Source organism: Streptomyces sp. NPDC059906, from assembly GCF_042730645.1.
In the GTDB taxonomy this organism is placed as follows: Bacteria; Actinomycetota; Actinomycetes; order Streptomycetales; family Streptomycetaceae; genus Streptomyces; species Streptomyces rubrogriseus.
Genome location: NZ_JBHWKU010000019.1, coordinates 102,659 through 122,373 on the forward strand (window position 1 = coordinate 102,659; position 19,715 = coordinate 122,373).

At 70.9% G+C, this 19,715-nt stretch carries 17 protein-coding genes and 1 pseudogene; 9 read left to right on the plus strand and 9 right to left on the minus strand.

Translation table 11 applies throughout. From position 1 onward, the window contains the following. Positions 1-52 precede the first annotated feature (52 nt). The 4 genes and pseudogenes from ACFV9J_RS26475 to ACFV9J_RS26490 all read left to right on the plus strand — a co-directional run bounded on the left by ACFV9J_RS26475 (position 53) and on the right by ACFV9J_RS26490 (position 4,854). Positions 53-2,461, plus strand: a complete 2,409-nt coding sequence (locus ACFV9J_RS26475) for a tetratricopeptide repeat protein (protein WP_385357791.1) — start codon at positions 53-55, stop codon at positions 2,459-2,461. Next, on the plus strand, positions 2,461-2,676 hold the full coding sequence (locus ACFV9J_RS26480) for a DUF397 domain-containing protein (RefSeq protein ID WP_381379656.1): 216 nt from the start codon (positions 2,461-2,463) through the stop codon (positions 2,674-2,676). Before ACFV9J_RS26475 ends, ACFV9J_RS26480 begins: the two co-directional genes overlap by 1 nt. Before the next feature lie 130 nt (positions 2,677-2,806). After that, positions 2,807-3,138 (plus strand): annotated as a pseudogene (locus tag ACFV9J_RS26485) (serine hydrolase); the annotation flags it as partial. Between the two features lie 219 nt (positions 3,139-3,357). Beyond that, positions 3,358-4,854, plus strand: a complete 1,497-nt coding sequence (locus ACFV9J_RS26490) for a hypothetical protein (protein WP_385357794.1) — start codon at positions 3,358-3,360, stop codon at positions 4,852-4,854. A gap of 110 nt (positions 4,855-4,964) precedes the next feature. Here the strand turns inward: ACFV9J_RS26490 and ACFV9J_RS26495 are convergent, their stop codons facing one another. Further along, entirely contained in the window at positions 4,965-5,582 is a 618-nt protein-coding gene (locus ACFV9J_RS26495; RefSeq protein ID WP_385357797.1) for a restriction endonuclease, read from the minus strand. A gap of 275 nt (positions 5,583-5,857) precedes the next feature. Here ACFV9J_RS26495 and ACFV9J_RS26500 point away from each other — a divergent pair, with 275 nt between their 5' ends. From ACFV9J_RS26500 to ACFV9J_RS26510, 3 genes are all read left to right on the plus strand, one after another. Beyond that, entirely contained in the window at positions 5,858-6,136 is a 279-nt protein-coding gene (locus tag ACFV9J_RS26500) for a hypothetical protein (RefSeq protein WP_385357799.1), read from the plus strand. A gap of 527 nt (positions 6,137-6,663) precedes the next feature. Further along, entirely contained in the window at positions 6,664-9,111 is a 2,448-nt protein-coding gene (locus ACFV9J_RS26505; RefSeq protein WP_385357802.1) for a helicase-associated domain-containing protein, read from the plus strand. Between the two features lie 48 nt (positions 9,112-9,159). Then, positions 9,160-10,581, plus strand: coding sequence for an ATP-binding protein (locus ACFV9J_RS26510; RefSeq protein WP_385357805.1), 1,422 nt, complete (start codon positions 9,160-9,162; stop codon positions 10,579-10,581). Positions 10,582-10,853: 272 nt separating this feature from the next. On the opposite strand, the gene ACFV9J_RS26515 is transcribed toward ACFV9J_RS26510, so the two are convergent. Together ACFV9J_RS26515 and ACFV9J_RS26520 are read right to left on the minus strand one after the other, a co-directional pair. Continuing rightward, complete coding sequence (locus ACFV9J_RS26515; protein WP_385357807.1) at positions 10,854-11,234, minus strand: ArsR/SmtB family transcription factor; 381 nt, start codon at positions 11,232-11,234, stop codon at positions 10,854-10,856. Further along, complete coding sequence (locus ACFV9J_RS26520) at positions 11,231-11,764, minus strand: ATPase (protein WP_385357810.1); 534 nt, start codon at positions 11,762-11,764, stop codon at positions 11,231-11,233. Before ACFV9J_RS26520 ends, ACFV9J_RS26515 begins: the two co-directional genes overlap by 4 nt. 278 nt (positions 11,765-12,042) lie before the next feature. Between ACFV9J_RS26520 and ACFV9J_RS26525 the strand changes: the two genes are divergently transcribed. After that, positions 12,043-12,879, plus strand: coding sequence for an MIP/aquaporin family protein (locus tag ACFV9J_RS26525; RefSeq protein ID WP_385357945.1), 837 nt, complete (start codon positions 12,043-12,045; stop codon positions 12,877-12,879). A gap of 19 nt (positions 12,880-12,898) precedes the next feature. Here the strand turns inward: ACFV9J_RS26525 and ACFV9J_RS26530 are convergent, their stop codons facing one another. Next, entirely contained in the window at positions 12,899-13,090 is a 192-nt protein-coding gene (locus ACFV9J_RS26530; RefSeq protein ID WP_030190387.1) for a hypothetical protein, read from the minus strand. 101 nt (positions 13,091-13,191) lie between these two features. On the opposite strand from ACFV9J_RS26530, the gene ACFV9J_RS26535 reads away from it, so the two are divergent. After that, positions 13,192-14,295 carry a glutathione-independent formaldehyde dehydrogenase gene (locus ACFV9J_RS26535; protein WP_385357813.1) on the plus strand — a complete coding sequence of 368 codons (1,104 nt, stop codon included), beginning with the start codon at positions 13,192-13,194 and terminating at the stop codon, positions 14,293-14,295. Between the two features lie 15 nt (positions 14,296-14,310). Here ACFV9J_RS26535 and ACFV9J_RS26540 read toward each other — a convergent pair whose 3' ends face one another. The 5 genes from ACFV9J_RS26540 to ACFV9J_RS26560 form a co-directional block, all read right to left on the minus strand. After that, positions 14,311-16,152: a copper resistance protein CopC gene (locus ACFV9J_RS26540; protein WP_385357948.1), complete on the minus strand. Its 1,842-nt coding sequence runs from the start codon at positions 16,150-16,152 to the stop codon at positions 14,311-14,313. Positions 16,153-16,980: 828 nt separating this feature from the next. Beyond that, positions 16,981-17,775: an SDR family NAD(P)-dependent oxidoreductase gene (locus ACFV9J_RS26545; protein ID WP_385357815.1), complete on the minus strand. Its 795-nt coding sequence runs from the start codon at positions 17,773-17,775 to the stop codon at positions 16,981-16,983. After that, the gene (locus ACFV9J_RS26550) at positions 17,772-18,269 is read right to left on the minus strand and encodes a cupin domain-containing protein (protein WP_385357818.1); all 498 of its coding nucleotides are present in this window, start codon (positions 18,267-18,269) and stop codon (positions 17,772-17,774) included. Before ACFV9J_RS26550 ends, ACFV9J_RS26545 begins: the two co-directional genes overlap by 4 nt. Beyond that, positions 18,266-18,886 carry a GNAT family N-acetyltransferase gene (locus tag ACFV9J_RS26555; RefSeq protein WP_385357820.1) on the minus strand — a complete coding sequence of 207 codons (621 nt, stop codon included), beginning with the start codon at positions 18,884-18,886 and terminating at the stop codon, positions 18,266-18,268. Before ACFV9J_RS26555 ends, ACFV9J_RS26550 begins: the two co-directional genes overlap by 4 nt. Next, on the minus strand, positions 18,879-19,715 hold an 837-nt coding region (locus ACFV9J_RS26560; protein WP_385357823.1), incomplete at its 5' end, for a penicillin acylase family protein. The genes ACFV9J_RS26555 and ACFV9J_RS26560, both read right to left, overlap by 8 nt.

Here is a 19,715-nt window from a genome sequence, read left to right on the forward strand (position 1 = left end):
CCGTTCGCAGCGGCCGGTCACGGCTCCGGGCAAGACGGCGCGGCGGTAGTCCATGGGCGAACCATCGAGACCGACGACACCGGATCCGTCGGACAGCGACATCGTCATCAGGGATCACGCCCGCTGGAACAGCGCCTCGCGGGACCAGTACATCGCGGAGATCGGGCAGTACGTCGTCCACCACGGTGCGAGGCCCGGGCCCGCCGCGTCCGACCGGTCAGGGCCGGACTCGGTGCGCGTGCCGCTCGCCGCGCGATCGCCCTCCCCCGTCCGGGACCGTCACGACATACGCCGCGACGTGCTGCACGCCATCGGTCATCCCAGCGATGCGCCCGCGAAGTTCGTCTTCCACGGCACCGCAGGCAGCGGAAAGACCGTCCTCGCCAAGGAACTGTTCCACGAGGTCGCGGCACGGGGCGTGGTGGGACTGTGGGTGAACGCGGCCACCGAGGTCGCGTTCCGCGCCGGCATGCTGGCCGTCGCCCTCGACCGTGGCGCCGACCCGGTCCAGGTGGAGGCAGCTCGGGTCGGACAACGCCCCGCCGCCGATCTCGTCTGGCAGTGCCTCGATGCCTCCGCCGACCCCTGGCTGCTCGTCCTGGACAACGCCGACGACCCGAGCGTGTTCGGCGACGGCGGATGGTTGCGCGGCTCTCGGCGCGGCACCGTGCTCGTCACCACGCGCCACGGCAGCGCGCCCCTGTGGCAGGACGCCGACCGCCGCCGCCTCGACGTGCTGGGCCTGGACGACGCCGTATGCGTCCTGCGCGACCTCAACGTGAGCAACTATGACCAAGCGGCGCTGGAGAGGCTCGCGAACGGCCTCGGCTTCCATCCACTCGCGCTCACCCTCGCCGGCGCCTATCTCGGCCAGCGGCTACTCGATCCCGTCACCGTGGACGAGTTCCTTCAGCGCCTGCGCGACGATCCGAGCGGCACCCTGGACGAAGCCGCCGACCCGGACGAACGTGACCTGCGCCGGCTGATCAGCTCTACGTGGCAGATCTCGCTGGACGCGCTGACCGAGCGAGGCGTCCCCGAGGCGACCACCCTGATGTGGCTGCTGTCCTGCTACGCGCCCGACCCTCTGCCCATCGGCCTGCTTCACGCTCAGCGGCTTCGGCTCACCCCCCTCGCCCAGGCCGAGCCGCCGCTCCCCACTCGGAAGGCGGACGCCGCCCTGCGGGGCCTGATGTCGCAGTCCATGGTGGCGGACCTCGACGTTCCGGGAGACGTCGGCCTGCCCACCGTCCCCTCCCTCCAGGCCCACGCGCTCCTCCTGGACACCGTGGCCGCCCGCATCCCCCTCGACCAGCGAGAGGGCGTCCTGGCCTCCGCCACCCTCCTGTTGGACCACCTGCTACACGACGGTGAAGCCGAGGGCACCTGCCTCGACGCGCAGACCCTGCGGCTGTTCACGCCGCACGCGCTGGCGCTGCTGGGCCGCACTGCCGCCGCCCACTCGGCCGCCGCGCCGAAGGCCCTCGGCCTTGTCCGCTATCTTCGCGACCAGAGCCGCGAACGCGGCGACTACACCTCGGCGCACCTCCTCGCGGAGTCCGCCGCACGCGTCCCCCCGTCCGTGTCCGCCGCCACGGAGGCCGAATTGCTCGACGACCGATACGAACTCGCTTGTTCCTTGGCGGACTTGGGAAGTTACGCAGAAGCCGCCGAGATGCACCGCGAAGTCCTGCACACCCGCGAGACACAGCTCGGTCCCGACCACGTCCAGACGCTCGACAGCGCCCACGCGCTGGGCCTGGCCCTGTACGGGCTGGGCGAGTGGGCGGAGGACGAGCGGCACCTGCGCCGCGCCGTCGACGGCCGCAGGCGGGCCCTCGGGCCCGAGCACGCCGACACGATCATGAGTGCCGCCTGCCTGGCCGAAGCCATCGGTGAGCAGCAGCGCTGGGGCGAGGCTGAAGCTCTGGCCCGCACCAACCTCGCCACCAGCGAAGCAGCCCACGGCCCGACCAGCCCGTACACGCTCGCGGCACGCCACACACTGGCCTGGGCCCTGTACCGACTGGGCCGCCTCGATGAGGCCGAGGCCCTTACCTCCGCCACGCTCGCGGAGCGGGAGCACACCCTCGGTTCCGAGCACCCGCGCACTCTGGTCGTCCGAGATCTGCTCGCCGGCATCCTGTGTGCCCAGGAACGTTGGACGGAGGCGGAAGCCGCAGCGCGCTCGGTCCTCACCGCCCGTGAGGAGGTGCTCGGCACGGAGCACCCGCACACTCTGGCCATGCGCACGGGGCTGATCCGGATCCTCACCGGCGCCGGCGATCTGGCAGCGGCGCAACCCCTGGCCGTACTGAACCTCGAAGCGTGCATCCGTGTCCTCGGCGAGGAACATCCCGACGCAGTCGCCTGCCGACAGGCTCACCTTGACGCCTTCGGATCAAGCCTTCACGATGACGAAGTGCCCCAGACTGGACATGACAAGGACGTGCAGCGTTGATGGATACCGCGCCGACCCGCATATGGGTCAAGAGCAGCTACAGCGGGCACGACAACAACTGCATGGAATTCCTCACCCCCCCCCCGCTGGGCAAGGCCGTTGTCCGTGACTCGAAGGATCCTCAACAACGGGTGATCGTCTTCCGCGCCACTTCGTGGGCCCTGTTTGTCCACGCCTGCCGCGCGGCCAACCCGATGACGGAGACGGCTGCTTAGGGGGAGATCACTTCCCGCACGCCCGCTTCCAACGTGATTGGTGCCGGAAGTCGCCCTGCCCGCGGCCCGTTCACCTCACTCAGGGACAGCAGCGAGGCCCCGTTGTTCCACACCCCGAGGTGGTCCCGGTGCACGCATGTACGCCGCGCTGATCGGCGAGGTGGACGGTACGCGCCTGGTTGCTCCCGAGACCTTGGAGTCAGCGACCAAGGAGCAGGCCAGCGGGAAGGACCAGGTGATGCTGATCCCGAGCCGATTCAGCACCGGATACATACTGCCTGCCGAGACCAACCCGATGATTGGGGCAGGCTCTTTCGGCCACACGGAACAAGGCGGCTCGCTCGGCTTCGCCGACTTGGAGCACGGCATTGCCTTCGGTTACGCGATGAACAAATCATCGGGGGAGCCGACGACGTGCGTGCGGCCTCGCTGGTCAACGCGGTACGAAGGTCGCTCGCGTAGCCCTGCCCGCCTGCGGGTACGGAGCACGCAGCCACGGAACTCCTGAAGGCTCACGGTCAGGAATGAGGTCCTGCCCCCCTGAGTGAAACGCTTCACCCAGGGACTGTGGCCCTAGCGATCAACCCCGGCGTCCACTCCAGCTCCCACGGTGATTGGCGAAAACCCACCCTAACCCCGCGCAAGTACGTCACCATCTGTACACGAACTGGGGAGGGGCCTATGGGTAAGCGCGAACGCCGTCGCAAGAAGGAACGAGCCAAGAAGAAGCACCAACCGCAGCAGCAACCCGCTGCTCCGCAGCCCATCATCCGGGAATACCCGGAGGCTGACCCCCGCATCCGCATCGTGATCAAACACGACGCACCTGAGGATGCGCAGAGGATCAGCCTCCTGTATTGGGAGATCAAGAACGACGGCAGCTGGGCCCGAACCGTCAGCAGCATTGGAGTGGCCAGCAATATCGGAGCGATAGCAACTGCGCACTCTCACGCCATCCTGCTCGGCACCCCCTGCGCGAACTGCTCTGAGCCAATCACCGTCACCAACCGGTCCTGGGCAAACAAGGTCGGGGGGAAGTACCTCGACGTCGACTCCCCCTCCTACCTCTGCTGGGACTGTACGGCGATCCAGAAGCGCGAGGTGGCGGAGCAGCAGCGGATTGCAACCGAGCAAAAGCGGGTCGAGCTGGAGCGCGAGAAGGAGAAAGCCGAAGAACTCAAACGTCTGATCGCTGAGGCCATCGAGGACGAGGAGGCAAAGAACGACTCCCCCAGCTGCCTCCCCGAAGACAACCCGCTGGCTCTGGCCCTGTACGTGGCGTTGGTCAGCTACGCCACCCGAAACCCCGGGAAGCCACTGCCCAGTATTACGGGTATCGGCTCCACGGGTTGGACTGGCGACACGTCTCGGGACAGAGATCTCCTGCGCGCGCTCTACCAGGCGAACGCGATCGCCATTTCCCAGGAGACCTCGACTCAGGCTTTCAGTATCTCCGCGGACGGTGACGACGTCAGGTTCGTGGTCGACGACGTCATGTGGCGTCTCATCGGTGACCGAACAGCAGCGCAGGAACGCGCCGAGAAGATCACGAACAGTTTCAAGACCCAGCCTGGCCCTCATGGAGCCGCAAAGCGCGAAGTCTTCACCTCGTTGACGGACGAGATGGAGGTCGCCGACGTCGCGTCGTACCTCAACGGCCTGCTCACAAAGAAGTACGACTACCCCGAAGTCCCAGAAGCGCGGCGCGAAGAGCTCACGGACGTCATCCGCAGAGGTTTCGGCCACGGATACACCTCTGGACAGATGTTCTGTTTCGCGTGGCGGGCCGCAGACTCCGCCGCAGCCTGGAAGGAGCGCAACCAGCGGATGGGGCCGCCAGAGGCGGCATCCGCGTCGGTGACTACCTTGAATGGGAAGATCGACAAAGCCATCGAACTCCACCATGCCATCCCGGAGTACGACGTTCCTCGCTGGCACGGGTCTCCCCTCGCGCTCAGCAGTTTCCGACGGCTGACCGCAGACATTCGCTGGGTGTACAACCGTGAGGTGATCGACGCGTGTCCGCACTGCGACCGCAACGGCCTTAAGGAAACCGTTCATCCGGAGAGCGAGGTGATCACCATGGCGCGCTGTACGCATCCGTTGGAAGTCCGAGATGAGCTCCAGGATGAAGAGCCGAACTGGTGGGACGACGCGCCTGATCCAGCCGACCTCTGAGCCCAATAACTGCTGGCCAGGAGCCAGGGCTCAACGGGGTTGGGCCCTGGAAACCGCCGTGCACCACTTCGTGGTTTCCCGGCGGCGGGCAGGGAGTCCTTTGAAGCCGATCACTTCCCGTACGCCCGCTTCCAGCGTGCTTGGTGCCTGGAGTCGCCTTGGCCGCGGCCGTTCACTTCATTCAGGGACAGCAGCGAGGCCCCGTTGTTCCACAGCCCGAAGTGGTCCCGGTGCACGGCGAGGATTCCGTGCTGCAGCGCGAACTTCTCGGAGGGACGGCTGAACCGCGTGGTCGTGACGAACACGGCCAGGTCGGCCCCGAAGTGCACCTTGGCGCCCAGCAGATCGCGCAGTTCGCGGCTCGCGATCGTGCTGGTCGGCGTATAGCGCTTGCACTGGATCACCAGACTCCGGCCATCCGGGAGACGGCCGACGACGTCGGCGCCATTGTCGTTCGCACCGCCCACCCGCCGGACCTCCGTGCACCCGTCTCGTCGGCACAGGCTCGCGACAAGGTCCTCGAACTCGGTCCCGGTCATCGCGTCTACCTCGGCGAGCGTCCGGTGGCCGGCCTTCACCGCCTCTTCCTGCCGCCAGAGCCGGTCCCGTCCACGCGCGAGCCGGTCCGTACGCCACAGCCACCATCCCGCCGCTGCGACGCCGCCGAGAACCACGGCCCCGATGACGTACGGCCACACGACCGACCAGAACACGATGAGCAGGACCAACGCCAAGCCTCCGCCGACCGCCACCGTCTTCAGCCGCGCCGTTCGCCGTCTGCGAGCAGCCACACTCCGCCCACGCCTCGCCATGACTGCAGCACTCCCCCCCAAAGGTCCGTGAACCGTAGTGTGAGTCGACCACGGCAGCACGAGTAGGGCGCGAGTCGGCCATGGCCGGATCGAGGACCAGGACGTCAACGACGGCAGCCTCCGTAGCTCTTTACGGTGGTTCCCGCGCTGACCGACTCCGCAGTCACCAGATGTGCGGCAACACTCGCAGAGTGGCCGACAAAGTGAATGCATCGGGCGAAAACCGCCTTCCTCTACAGAACGCCGCTAATCCGGCAGGAGCGACGGCCACCCGCACCAGCCGCCTACGGCTCCAGATGTGGCGCTGGGTGTTCGCACCTCGAACAACGTGGCAGGCCCGCCGTCTCGCGGTCGAGTTCGGTCCGGGTATGGATACCCGCACCGCCTGGGTAATGGCTCGACTGGCACGGCGCCCCGACGAGTTCCCCCTTGCGATGCGCCACCTGGACCGCGAGGAGAACGCCAGCTGATCCCCATGCGAGAGCTCACCGCCCGTGCAACCCTTGCACCGCCTCGGCACCGCTACTGACCAGGATGAACGCGACCATCTCTGGTTGCAGTTCTGGTTGCATTCACCTCCGTTCAGCACCATCCGGAACCTCCACCGACATCCGTTTCACCGCAGGTCAGGACGTTCACGCACATCCTCGAACCCCCAGACGAACATTTGGAAAGCGTGTTGGGGGCAACCCCTCACGAGTTCGAATCTCGTATCCTCCGCAGCCGCCTGAACAGGCGAAACGAGAAGCCGAGCCGCGATACGCGGTTCGGCTTCTCGTTATGCTCTGGGTGTATTTCTGGTTGCGTTTACGCGCGCCCGATTCGGACATTTCGAGAGTCCGGGCTGCCCCGCTCCCGCCGCGCCGCGCATGCCGACGCTCACCAACGGGGGAGTCCTGTCCCGTACGGCATCCGCGGATCACAGGGGTACGACATCCTTGAAAGCCCGCGGCGAGTCCCCCGCTGCCCTGGTCCTGATCTCGTGAGGTGCCCCGGCATGAAGTCCCGATCGATGCTGGCGACTTGGCTGGGCGGCCTCGACGGCTGTCGTCTGGCACGCGTGCTCGAGGCGCGGAGGGACGCGGCGTCCCCTCCGGAGCCACGTTCGGTGGGGGAACTGGCCGACCGTCTTCAGCGCCCCGGATCTGTGGCGCTTGCCCTGCCGCGGCTCACGCTCCCGCAGCTCCAGGTAGCCGAAGCGCTGGCGGCCCTGCGTGCGCCTGCGTCGCGCGAGGCACTGGCGGAGCTGTTGGGAGCGGCAGACGGCGAAGCCGCCCGCGAACTGGGGGCCGTACTGGAGGCTCTGGCCGATCATGCTCTGGTCTGGCCGGACAGCACGGGCAAGCTCCGCATGGCCGGCCCGCTGCGGCAGGCGTGGGACGCGCCTCTGGGACTGGATGCCCCGCTGGAGGAACTTCTCCGCGGCACGACCTCCGACGAACTGCGTGAAATGCTGGCGGCACTGGGCGTCAAGCCGCCGGGCAGCAAGGCGCAGCGGCTGGCCGCGCTGGTGGAACACCACAGCGCCCCGGAGCGGATCCTCTCCGTGGTCGCCAAGGCCCCTGCAGCGGCCGAGAAGCTGCTTGAAGACCGAGCGGGGGCTGGGCCCGCGAAGCCCGCACGGTTCGTCATGTTCGGAAGTCCGGGCCCCGATCCCGAACCGGGCGCTCGATGGGCGCTGGAACGGGGGTTCCTGGTCCAGGACCGTCACCGCTACGGCCCGGCCCGCATGCCCATGGAGGTGGCGCTCGCGTTGCGCGGGCCCGGCCGGCACGCCCCGTTCCAGCCCGCGCCGCCTTCCGTGGGGCTGACGCCCGTCACCCCGACGGAGGTCGACCACGAGGCGTCGGCCGCCGCCTCGGCGTTCGCCGCCGGTGCCGCCTCGGTCCTGTCGGCCTGCTCCGCGTCCGCGCCGTCCCGGCTGAAGTCCGGCGGGATCGGTGCACGTGAACTGGCCCGGATCGGCAAGGCCGCCCAGGCCGACGACGCCGTCGTACGCCTCACCCTGGAGACGGCGTACGCCGCCGGGCTGCTGGCCCGGGACGGCGATCGCGTGGCCTCCACCGAGGCGTTCGACGCCTGGACGGAACGGGAGCCCCCGGAGCAGTTCGCCGTACTGCTCCAGGCATGGCGGAATCTGCCGCTCACTCCCACTCAGGCGCGCGACGAGGACAACAAGGCGCTCCCCGCGCTCGCCGCCGCGCCGCCTTGCAGCGGCTGCCTGCAGGTACGCCACGGGCTGCTCGACGCGGCCGCGCGGATCCCGGCGGGGCGGGGCGTGCGGGTCGCGTCGGATCTGGGGCCGCTGATCGCCTGGTACCGCCCCCTCGCCGACTCGTCGCCGGACGGACCGCCGTTCGCCACCGTGATCCGCGAGGCCGAACTCCTCGGCGTACTCGCACGAGGCGCCCTTTCCGCCATCGGCATCCACCTGCGGACCGGCGACGCGGAGGTGTTGGGCGCCGAGTGCCGGCGGCTGCTGCCCCCGGCCACCGCGAGAGCCCGGATCGGCGCCGACCTCACCGCCGTCGTCACCGGCACACCTTCCGCGCGGCTGGCCGCACTCCTGGACTCCGTCGCGGACCGGGAGACCAGCGGCACGGCGTCGGTGTGGCGGTTCAGCGCCGGCAGCATCCGCCGGGCTCTCGACGCCGGCCGTACCTGCGAGGACATCCCGGCCGACCTGGCCGCCGTCGCCGCTGGACCGCTGCCACAGCCCCTGTCGTATCTGATCGCCGACACCGCGCGAGGCCACGGGCGAGTACGCATCGCCCCCGCCTCCTGCGTCCTCCACGGCGACGAGCCCGCGCTTCTGGCCGAAATTGCCGCCCACCGCAAGCTGACCAAGCTCGGACTACGGCAACTGGCGCCGACGGTGCTGATCAGCCGCCGCCCTCTCGACACGACCCTCGCCGCGCTCCGGGGCGAGGGGTACGCCCCCGTCGCCGAGACCGCCGAGGGAACCGTACGCATCGAAAAGTTCCGGCCTCGGCGCGCCGCCGCCGCCGTTCCGGCTCCGCGCGGCTCAGGGGCAAGGAGTGGCAGCCGGATCGCTGCCGCGAGCAAGGCGGAGCCATCCGACGCCCTCGACCCGAGCACGTTGGCGATCCAACTGCTGGCCGCCCCGGCCACGACTCCCGAACCGGCACCGTTCGACGGAGGAGCGCCCTTCGCCACGGACACCGAGGAGATCGTCGCAGGGTGGGCGAAGCGCCTGCCGTACAGCGACATCCGCCAGCTCGCCCACGCCATCGACACCGGTCGGGCCATCACCGTCGAGTACGTCGCCACCTCAGGCAACCGGACCGTGCGCACCCTCAGCCGTCTGGAGCTCGACCCGCCCTGTCTCGAAGCCTGGTGCCACCTTCGGGACGCCGAGCGCGTTTTCACGCTCTCCCGCATCCAAGGCGTCATGAGCGCCGCACACGAAGAGGGGGCTTGGTAGCGACAGCGATAGTATCTCTGCCGATACCATTGCTCGCGGGAGGCTTGCATGCGGCGTTTCATCGGTCGGGACCGGGAGCTGCACGTGCTCGGCAGCGCTCTGCGGTCGGTCCTGGATGCCGTCGGCTCGCCAAAGCCGGGACAGTGCATCCTCATGCGCGGGCGGAGGCGAGTCGGCAAGTCCAGCCTCGTCGAGGAATTCCTCCGGCGCACCGAGGTGCCGTATCTGTTCTTCACCGCGGCGGGCGGCACGGCGGAGGACGAGCTGACGGAGTTGCTCGACGCCGTCGCCAGATCCACCCTGCCGGAGCGGGCACTGTTCTCCGAGGAGACTCCAGAGCAGTGGAACGCGGCATTCAGACTGCTCGCGGAGATCCTTCCCGACGACAGCCCAAGCGTGGTCGTCATGGACGAGATTCCGTACCTCATGGACCGCATCGACGCCTTCGAGGGCATGCTGCAGCGGGCGTGGGACCGTCTGCTCAGCCGCAAACCCGTACTCCTCCTCCTGGTCGGCTCCGACCTGTCGATGATGGAGGCGCTGAACAGCTACGACCGCCCCTTCCACCAGCGGGGCCGGGAGATGGTCGTGGGGCCGCTGAACCCGGCCGACATCGGTGAGATGCTCGACCTCGCGCCGGCCGCGGCCTTCGACGCCGCCCTGATCACAGGTGGACTTCCGCTGATCTGCGCGGAGTGGCGGCCCGGGGCCGACGTCTGGGAGTTCCTCCGCGGCTCACTGGACAACCCCATCTCCGCGCTGCTGGTCTCCGCCGAGCGGTCACTGGCCGCCGAGTTTCCGCCGCAGGCGATGAGCCGGGAGGTCCTGCGGGCCATCGGAAGCGGGGAGAGAACCTTCACCAACATCGCTCGCGCCTCGGGCGGCATCGCCCACACCACCCTCACCCGAGCCACTGATGTCCTCACTGAGAAACGGGTGGTGGCAGCCGAGCTGCCTCTCTCACTGAGGCCGTCGAAGGAACGCCGCTACCGCGTGGCCGACCCCTACCTCCGGTTCTGGCTCGCGTTCCTGGACCCGCACATGGCGGAGATCGAGCGGATGCGGGGAGACCTCACGCTGAGCCGGATCAAGGAGCAGTGGACGAGTTGGCGGGGGCGTGCGATCGAACCCCTCGTCCGGGAATCCCTCGCCCGGCTCCTGCCGGACGGGCTCCTGCCCGCCGCCCCCACGATCGGCGGGTACTGGACCCGCAGCAACGACGTCGAGATCGACCTGGTGGGCGCGGACCGGCAGCCGGTGGCCAAGGAACTGCTCTTCCTCGGGTCGGTCAAGTGGCTGGAGAACTCCGCGTTCGACAACCACGACCTGGTCGCGCTGCAGAAGCACCGGGCCGCGATCACCGATGAGCCGGTACCGCTCGTAGCGGTCTCGCGCAACGGGACCACCTGTTCCGGGCTCCAGGCGGCATACGGGCCCAGAGAGCTGCTCGGCGCCTGGCGCAGGGCGTGATCAGCGGCTGGGCTCCCGTGGTTGCAGTTCTGGTTGCATTCGCCTCCGTCCGGGCCCGTTCACACGGAGGCATCCAAGCGGCTCCGCCGCAGGTCAGGACAGATACGGCTCCCACCGTACGGACGTACGAACATTTGGAAGCGTGTTGGGGGCAACCCCTCACGAGTTCGAATCTCGTATCCTCCGCCAGTGCCTCACCGGGCACGATGTCGACGGGCCCCCTGGAAACAGGGGCCCTTCGACGTGTTCGCCGGAGTGAGAGGCGCGCGCCTTCAGTCCGGTGGGTTTGCTTCGGGCCGGTTCGCTTCGGGCCGGTTCGCTTCGGGTTGGTTTGCTGCCGGGCGTTCCGCCAGTGTCTTGATCCGGAGCAGTCGGGTCTCCCAGGAGCGGCCGATGCGGTCGAGCTCGCGGGCCAGTGCGCCGAGGCGGGCGCCGACGGCGACGTGGACCACCTCGCGTCCCCGCCGCTCGGACTCGACCAGGCCGACCTCGCGCAGCACCTCAAGGTGCTTGACGATCGCCTGCCGGCTCACCGGCAGGGCCCTGGCCAGCTCGGACGCCGACACCGGGGCCTCGCCGAGCCGGGCGAGTACCTCCCAGCGCGTCGGGTCGCCGAGCGCCGCGCACACGGCGGGCAGGGCGGGGGCGGTCACCGGTGCCCCGTGGTGGGCGTGACGGGCGTGGCCTGCTCCGCGTAGGCCTTCGCCGCGGCCAGTTCGGTGAGCCAGCCCTTGTCGTTGCCCTCGCGCTGCTCGAGCCAGGTCGCCGGGTCGTCGGCGAGGCCGGAGAACCCGCTCTCCACCACCCGCAGGGTCACCCCGCCACCGTCCCGCTCGTCGATCCAGAACTCGACCAGGGTCGAAGGCGCCGACTCGTCGCGGGAGGGGGTGCCGATCCACCGGAACGCCGCGTAGCGCGGCCTGTCCAGCTCCACCGTCCGGAACCGGAACTCGCCGAGGGACGGATGGCGCACCACCGCCGTGTCGCCCTCGTACCGCACGTCCTGGTCCGCCTCGACCGCGCCGTCGTTGATGTACCAGCCGGGCCGGGCCACCAGCTCCCACACCCGGTCGGCCGGGGCGTCGATGTCGATCTGCCGGGAGATTCGGTCGAGCTCGGCCGTCTCGGTCGTCTCGGTCGTCTCGGTCACGGAATGTGCCGACTTGTTCATGAGTCGTCCCATCGTCCCTTCTCCGTGCTGCTGAGTGCTGACCTTTACTGCAATTGGATGGTTGCACGTCGAGGGTTTATTGGCAACCTGGCGGTTGCACCTTGCGTCCCCGTGTTGCTCCATCGAGGGGGAGTCTCGCGGGGACATGGCGCGGTCTCACCCGGTTGAGCCGCCCAGGGACCGCTTTGCGGGTATGGAGCGGATTGGTCTGTTCCGTTTCCAGTGAAGGAGGGCCGGTGGCCGAACGCATTGTTCATCGACGCGGTTATCGAAAGGGCCTCGGCGGTGAGATGTGCGCCGAGTTCCTGGGGACGTTCGTCCTGATCCTGTTCGGCGTCGGGTCGGTGGCCGTCGCGGTCGCCGGACTGCCCGGCTCGGGCCGGCAGACCGCTGACTTCGGACCCGCCAACTGGCTCATCATCTCGTGGGGGTGGGGTCTTGCCGTCGTCTTCGGCGTGTACGTGGCCGGGGGCATCAGCGGGGCACACCTCAACCCCGCGGTGACCCTCGGCTTCGCGGTACGGCGGGACTTCCCGTGGCGGAAGGTGCTGCCCTACTGGCTCGCCCAGGTCGTGGGCGCGTTCGTCGCCGCCGCGCTCGTGTACGCCTGCTACCGGTGGGCGATCGACGCGGCCATCGCCAAGGCGGGCGAGACACGGGAGACGTCCCTGAACACGTACTCGATCTTCGCCACGTTCCCCGCAGAGTACTTCGGAGACTCCTGGTGGGGTCCCCTGCTCGACCAGATCGTGGGCACCGGGATCCTGCTCCTGCTGATCTGCGCGCTCATCGACACCCGCAACACGGCGCCGATGTCCAACCTGCACCCGTACCTCATCGGGCTGGTCGTCGTCGCGATCGGCCTCACCTTCGGCACCAACGCCGGATACGCGATCAATCCGGCCCGCGACTTCGGCCCCCGCCTGTTCACCTTCTTCGAAGGATGGGGCGACATCGCCCTGCCCGGCACCTTCCAGTGGTTCAGCGGCTACTGGTGGATCCCCATCGTCGGCCCGCTCATCGGCGGGGTCGTCGGGGTCCTGGTCTACGACCTGCTCATCAGCCCGGTACTGAAGGCCAGGCTGGCCGAGCGTGAGGGAGGGCCGGCCACCGAAGAGCCCTCCTGACGGCCGGGGCCCCGGCCGTCTAGCGGTCGGCGATGTCCTCGCGGAGTCCGTCGGAGAACTCCCACCACGACAGTGGAAGCCAGTCACCGTTGACGAAGGCGTCGACGGTGGCGCCGCGGCCGCGGACGGTCACCGTCGTGCCGGGCGGGTAGGTGGTACCGGACAGGCCCGGCACGGGAACCAGCAGAGTTCCCAGTCGTTGCGCTGACATCCCCTCCTGGCCTCCTTTCGCGGTGCGGTGCGCGGCGGGCGTCTCGTTCGCCTGATATTCCCGAGATTACCGACTTGCCCCGTCTCATCGTCCGGAGAACGATGAGAACGGTCGAAGACGTCGAGAAGCCGGACATCCGGCATCCGAACGACGTGATCGTGCGCGTCACGTCGACCGCGATCTGCGGCTCGGACCTGCACATGTACGAGGGGCGCACCGCGGCCGAGCCCGGCATCGTCTTCGGCCACGAGAACATGGGGATCGTCGATCAGGTCGGGCAGGGCGTCACGGGACTGAAGAAGGGCGACCGCGTGGTCATGCCCTTCAACGTCGCCTGCGGCTTCTGCACCAACTGCGCCGCCGGCTACACGGGTTACTGCACGACCGTCAATCCCGGCTTCGCGGGCGGCGCGTACGGCTATGTGTCCATGGGCCCCTGGCAGGGCGGCCAGGCCGAGTACCTGCGGGTCCCGTACGCCGACTTCAACTGCCTGAAGCTGCCCGAGGGCGACGCGCACGAGAGCGACTTCATCCTGCTCGCCGACATCTTCCCGACCGGCTACCACGGTTGTGAACTCGCCGACGTGCGTCCCGGCGAGAGCGTCGCCGTGTACGGGGCCGGCCCGGTCGGGCTGATGGCGGCCTACTCGGCGCTGCTGCGCGGCGCGAAGAAGGTGTTCGTCGTCGACCGCGTCCCGGAGCGGCTGCGGAAGGCCGAGGAGATCGGAGCGGTGCCCGTCGACTTCTCCGCGGGCGACCCGGTCGAGCAGATCAAGGAGCAGACCGAGGGCGCCGGCACGGACAAGGGCGTGGACGCCGTCGGCTACCAGGCGACGGCGGGCGGGACGGGCAAGGAGGAACCGGCGACCGTCCTGAACTCGCTGGTCAACACGGTCCGTCCGACCGGGGCCCTGGGCGTTCCCGGGCTCTACGTCCCGGCCGACCCGGGCGGTCCGGACGAGCAGGCCAAGCAGGGCATGCTCCTCGTCGCGATCGGCAAGCTCTTCGAGAAGGGCCTGCGGGTGGGGACGGGCCAGTGCAACGTCAAGCGCTACAACCGGCAGCTGCGCGACATGATCATCGAGGGCAGGGCGGAGCCGAGCTTCGTCGTCTCCCACGAACTGCCCCTGGACCAGGCTCCGTCCGGCTACGACAAGTTCGACAAGCGGATCGAGGGCTACACGAAGGTGGTTCTGCACCCGTAGCGCCCCCAGCACCCCTCAGGACACGATCCGTATCCGGCGCTGCTCGCTCACCTGGTCCACCTCGGACACCCGTACCGTCGCCTTCATCGTCCAGACGCCGGGCAGGGGCAGCGTGAGGGTGTTGGCGCTCCAGTAGCCGCCCCGGTCGACCAGGTCCGCATCGAGGGGGCCGATGTCCTTGTCGGGGAGGGTGAAGGAGAGGCGCAGTTCGGGTACGGCGGCCAGGCTGCCGTCGGGGCCGAAGACGACGGCCTGGACGGCGTTGTCGCCGGTGCGGCCGGGGTCCAGGGTGATCTGGACCGTGCCGCGGGCGGCCGTGCCGATCTCGAACGGGATCGTGGTGACGGACGCGGGCAGCACACCGCCCGCCGGTACGGCCGTCCGGGCCGCCTCGTCCGCCGCGCGGCCGGGCGGGGTGGCGGTCAGCACGGTCGTCACCGCCAGGACGACCGCGGCCACGGCGGCCTCGGCGAGGACGGAGCGGCGCAGGCCGCGGCGGAGGGCGCGGCGGAGGGTGGCCTGGGCGGGGGTGTCTGCGGTGACTCCGGTGCCCGCGGTGTCTGCAATGCCCGTGGTGTCCGTGGACGTGGCGGGCCGTTCCGGCTGCGGCTGTGGCTCCGGCTCCGGGGGGCCGCCCGCCGGTTGAGGGATCCGCTCGCGCAGAGTCGTCCGGCCGGGCTCGCGCACGGCGAGCGGCGCCGTCGCCAGGGCCGTCGTCCATCTCCGGGACACCGCCGCCGCGGCCAGCAGCACGGCCACCAGGAGCACCTTGACCAGCAGCAGCCTGCCGTACGTCGTGCCGGTGAGCGCCTGCCAGGAGCCGAGGCCGCGCCAGGACTGGTAGACGCCGGTGGTCACCAGGACGGTCACGGAGGCGAAGGCGAGGCGGGAGAAGCGGGCGACGGTGGCCGCGTCCGCGGTGGCGCGCAGGGTGAGGATCAGGGCGGTGAGGCCGCCCAGCCAGACCGCGGTGGCGAGCAGGTGCAGGGTGAAGGACGTCATCGCGAGGGGCACCTGGATACCGGCGGAGGCGTGTTCCGCGGCGGCCCACGTCAGGGCGAGGCCGACGGCCAGGGCGGTGCCCACCGCACCGGCGAGCGGGGTGCGCTCCCCCCGGCGGTCCGCGCGGGACGCCCGGACGAGGAAGAGCGCGACCGGGGCCAGCAGCGCCAGCCTGATCAGCAGCAGCACGCCGGGGCGCGCGGTGAGAGTGCCGGCGAGCGCGTCGGCGTCCAGGGCCGACGACGGCCCCGTACCCGCCTCGTACGGGGCGCGCAGCACCAGCAGGGCGACGGTGGCCGCCAGCAGGGTCCACCAGCCCGCCACCAGCGGGCGGCGCAACGGGGCCGGGTCCGGCGGGCGGCACAGGGCGGCGAAGGCGGCGGTGCCGATGAGCAGGGCGGCGGCGAGGTAGGCGAGGTAGCGGGCGAGTTTGTGGAGGGTCGCGGTCAGCGGGTCCTCGGTGGGGCCCGGGTCGACGGGGGCGGACGTCTGCGACGGCTTGCCCACGGAGAAGGTGAACGCGCCCGAGACCGGGTGGCTGTCGGCGGACACCACCCGCCAGGCCACGGTGTACGTGCCCTCCCCCAGGCCGCCCGGCAGCGCGACCCTGACCGTGTCGGACCGGCCGTCCGCATGCCCGGCCGCTCCGGTGCGGACGCGGTGACCGCCCGGGTCCAGGACGCGGAAGGAGTCGTCGCGCAGGCCGACGGACTCGCTGAAGGTCAGGGTGACGTGGCCGGGGGCGCGCTGGAGGACCGTTCCGTCGGCGGGGTCGGTGGAACCGAGGGCGGCGTGGGCGGACGCCGGTCCGGCGCCGCCGAGGAGGAGCAGGACCAGCACGGCCCCCAGCAGCACCAGCCGCCGGACTCCCCGGCTCACCCGGAGGTCCCTGCTGGCCTGGAGGCCCCGGGTCGCCTGGAGGCCCCGACTGGCCTGGCTGGCCCGGAAGTCCCCGCGCTTCCCGCTGGCCCGGTGATCCCGGCGGTCCTGACGGTCTCGGTGGTCCCGGCCGACCCGGTGGTACCGGCTGGCCCGGCTGGCCCGGAGGTCCGCGGGATCCCCGCCGGACCGGTGGTCCCGGCGGTCCTGGCGGTCCTGGCGGACTCGGTCGTCACGGCCGGCCCGGTGGTCCCGGCCGGCCCGGCTGGCCCGGAGGTCCGCGCGATCCCCGCCGGACCGGTGGTCCCGGCGGTCCCCGTGGTCCTCGGTGTCCCGACAGTCCCGGCGGTCCCCGTGGTCCCGGTGGTCCTGATGGTCCTCGGTGTCCCGGTGGTCCCGGCCGGCCCGGTGGTCTCGACGGTCCCGGTGGGCCCGACAGCCCCGGCCCCGACCGGCCTGGCCGTCCGGATCGGCCTGGCGGTCCCGACCGGCCCGTGGGTCCCGACGGTCCCGGCGGAGCCAACAGTCCCGGTCGGCCTGGCAGTCCCGGCAGTCCTGGCTGAACCGGTAGTCACAACAGTCCCGGCACGACTGGCAGTCCCAGCAGTTCCGGGAACCGCTTCCGTCCCCTTGGCCCCCGTGGCCCCACCGCTGTGTCCGGTCGCGTCCTCCCCCTCGCCCCCGGCGTCCAGCGTGCGCATCGTCACCACACCTCACGTCGCATCTCCGTCGTCGGGGCCCACTGCCTCGGGGATACGTACGGACGCGGAGGCCGTCCCGCTCACCTGGCTGCCCGGCGGCTCCTCACCACGACGGGCGGGCCGTCACCCCGCCGTCCACCACCAGGTCGTGGCCCGTCACCCAGGACGCCAGCCGCGAGGCCAGGAACACGCACGCGTCACCCACGTCCTCCGGGCGCCCGAGCCGTCCCGTCGGCGCCGCCCGCCGCCACCGCCGTACGCCCTCCGACCAGGCCTCGGCGAGTCCCTCGCGGTCGACGAGGCCGGGGGAGACGGAGTTCACCCGCACGCCCCACGGGCCGTACTCCAGCGCCGCCGACCGGGCGTGCATCACCACCGCCGCCTTCGAGGCGCTGTAGTGCGCGTGCGCGGGAGCGGGGGCGCCCGCCTCGATGGAGGCGATGTGGGTGACCGTGCCGCCGCCGTCCTGGGCGCGCATGACGGCCGCCGCGGCCTGCGTGCACGCGAAGACGCCGGTCAGGTTGGTGTCCACCACCTCCCGCCACTCGGTCGCCGTCATGTCGGGCAGTTCCCGCAGCGGCTGCACGCCCGCGTTGTTGACCAGCGCGTCGAGCCGTCCGCCGCCCCACTCGGCGGCCTCCCCGACCAGGTGCCGGCAGGCGTCCTCGTCGGTGAGGTCGGCGCGCAGGACGCTGGCGCGTCCGCCCCGGCCGCGGATGCGTTCCGCCACCTCCCGCGCCGACTCCACCGCCGTACGGCAGTGCACCGCCACCGCCGCGCCCTCCTCGGCGAAGCGCAGGGCGATCCCCCGGCCGATGCCGCCGCCCGCGCCGGTGACCAGGGCGATCTGTCCGTCGAGGAGGTGTGTGGAGGCGGGGGAAGGGGGCGAGGGGGTCATGGGCGGCACAGTGACACGATCCGGGCCGCCTCGGCCGGGTAGCGCGCCGTGAGATCGGCGGCGTCGCCGTGCTCGTAGTCCCCGTAGGTGAAGCCGGGCGCCATCGTGCAGCCGAAGAGCGACCACGCGCCGCCCGCGCCCACCCGGCCGCCCATCCACGTACCGGCGGGCACCGTGTACTGCACGTGCTGCCCGCCCAGGACGTCCGGTCCCAGCACGGCCGTACGCGTGCTGCCGTCCGGGGCGAGGAGGAGCAGTTCGAGGGGATCGCCGAGGTAGAAGTGCCAGACCTCGTCGGCGGGCAGGCGGTGCAGGGCGGAGAAGTCGCCCGGCCGGGCGGTGAGCAGGGCGACGATGGCGGAACCGGCGGGACGTCCGTCCGGGCGCCCGGGGCCCGCCCAGGTGCGCCGGAACAGCCCGCCTTCACGCGGGATGGGCTCCAGTGCGTAGTGCGCGATCAGGTCTTCGGCGGTCGGTGCCGGCGCGGGAGTCACGCGCCGAACGCTACCTCCCGCCGCAGGAAGGCCAGTTGCGCCTTCTTCTCCGGCAGGTACACGTCCGGCAGGTCCACCTCGGGCAGGACCACCGCGGGACCGGCGGTGAAGCCCTGCTTGAGGAAGCGGGCGATCGCCTTCTCGTTGGCCACGTCCGGGTCGACCACGATCCGCGTCCGGTCCAGGCCCAGCAGCACGTACGCCATGAGGGCGCCCGACAGCGCGGCGGTCCAGCCGGGGCGCCCGCCCTCGGTTCCGGCGGGGGCGAGGAGCAGGTGGACGCCGATGTCGCCCGGCTCGGCGGCGTAGCACTCGCTCACCCGGTCGGCCGCGGGATCGTAGGTCTGGAGCAGGGCGGCCGGCTCGCCGTCCTTCACGACCAGGAAGGCGTGGTGGGTGTCGAGGGTGTCCATGTGCGCGTACACGGCGGCGACCTGGTCGCGCGTCAGGTCGCTCATGCCCCAGAAGGCGGCCCGTTCCTCACCGACCCAGCCGTGGACCACCGCGGCGTCCGCGGCGGGGTCCAGGGGCAGGACGCGGACGGTGCCGAAGCCGTCGAGGTGCTGCTCGTGGACCGGGGTGCGGGCGGCGTACGGGGTCGCGGGGGTGTCAGTCATCGGATTCATCGGATTCATCGGATTCATCGGATTCATCGGATTCCTTGGTGAGCCGGTCGAAGTCGGTGACCACCGGGGCGAGTTCGCCGTCAAGCCACAGGGGCTGCTGGTCGTGGTGGTGGGGTGAGCCGGGGAGGCCCGAGGCGCCGTGCGGCACCACCCAGCGGCTGTTCGCGCGGTCGGCCAGGTCCCAGACGTACCGCGCGGCCGGGCCGCGTGCGGCGCGGTCGGTGAGGCCGGGCACCGGGGAGGTGCACAGGACGCAGTCGTGGTCGCCGGAGAGGCCCGGTTCGTCCCCGGGGGCGGTGGCGGTGTCCGGCAGCGCCCGCCAGGGGGCCAGGCGGTGGGTGTCGCCCCAGGTGCCGGACTGCGGCGACGCGGCGACCTCCTCCAGCGCGGCGCGGACGGTCGCGGCGCGGTCGATGCCGTACAGGTCCTCCGTGCGCAGCAGGTGCTCCAGGGCGTGGCCGACGCGCGGCACGAGCGCGAGCCACGGCAGGAGCACCTCGGGGTACGCGGGCGGCACGGACGCCGGGGCGAGGACCGGGTGCGCCGCCAGCCCGCGTACGACCGCCGCGCGCACGGCCGCGTACGCCGCGGCGCCGGTGCTGTCGGCGTCCATGCGCCGGTCCCAGGCGAGGATGCGGTCGCGCAGGGCGGCGGCCTCGGGGGTGAGGGGGGCTGGTGGGGCCTCGGGGGGCGCGGCGGCTGGGGTGGCTTCGGGCGTGGGGGTGGCTTCGGAGACCGGGGCGGCTTGGGGCGTGGGGGTGGCTTCGGAGACCGGGGCGGCTTCCGGTCTCGGGGCGGATTCGGAGACCAGGGCGGCTTG

Excerpts from the sequence above, each read along its gene's own strand:
- ACFV9J_RS26475 (WP_385357791.1), top strand. The coding sequence starts at position 53 with ATGGGCGAACCATCGAGACCGACGACACCGGATCCGTCGGACAGCGAC.
- ACFV9J_RS26480 (WP_381379656.1), top strand. The coding sequence starts at position 2,461 with ATGGATACCGCGCCGACCCGCATATGGGTCAAGAGCAGCTACAGCGGG.
- ACFV9J_RS26490 (WP_385357794.1), top strand. The coding sequence starts at position 3,358 with ATGGGTAAGCGCGAACGCCGTCGCAAGAAGGAACGAGCCAAGAAGAAG.
- ACFV9J_RS26505 (WP_385357802.1), top strand. The coding sequence starts at position 6,664 with ATGAAGTCCCGATCGATGCTGGCGACTTGGCTGGGCGGCCTCGACGGC.
- ACFV9J_RS26510 (WP_385357805.1), top strand. The coding sequence starts at position 9,160 with ATGCGGCGTTTCATCGGTCGGGACCGGGAGCTGCACGTGCTCGGCAGC.
- ACFV9J_RS26520 (WP_385357810.1), bottom strand. The coding sequence starts at position 11,764 with ATGGGACGACTCATGAACAAGTCGGCACATTCCGTGACCGAGACGACC.
- ACFV9J_RS26525 (WP_385357945.1), top strand. The coding sequence starts at position 12,043 with ATGTGCGCCGAGTTCCTGGGGACGTTCGTCCTGATCCTGTTCGGCGTC.
- ACFV9J_RS26530 (WP_030190387.1), bottom strand. The coding sequence starts at position 13,090 with ATGTCAGCGCAACGACTGGGAACTCTGCTGGTTCCCGTGCCGGGCCTG.
- ACFV9J_RS26535 (WP_385357813.1), top strand. The coding sequence starts at position 13,192 with ATGAGAACGGTCGAAGACGTCGAGAAGCCGGACATCCGGCATCCGAAC.
- ACFV9J_RS26545 (WP_385357815.1), bottom strand. The coding sequence starts at position 17,775 with ATGACCCCCTCGCCCCCTTCCCCCGCCTCCACACACCTCCTCGACGGA.
- ACFV9J_RS26555 (WP_385357820.1), bottom strand. The coding sequence starts at position 18,886 with ATGACTGACACCCCCGCGACCCCGTACGCCGCCCGCACCCCGGTCCAC.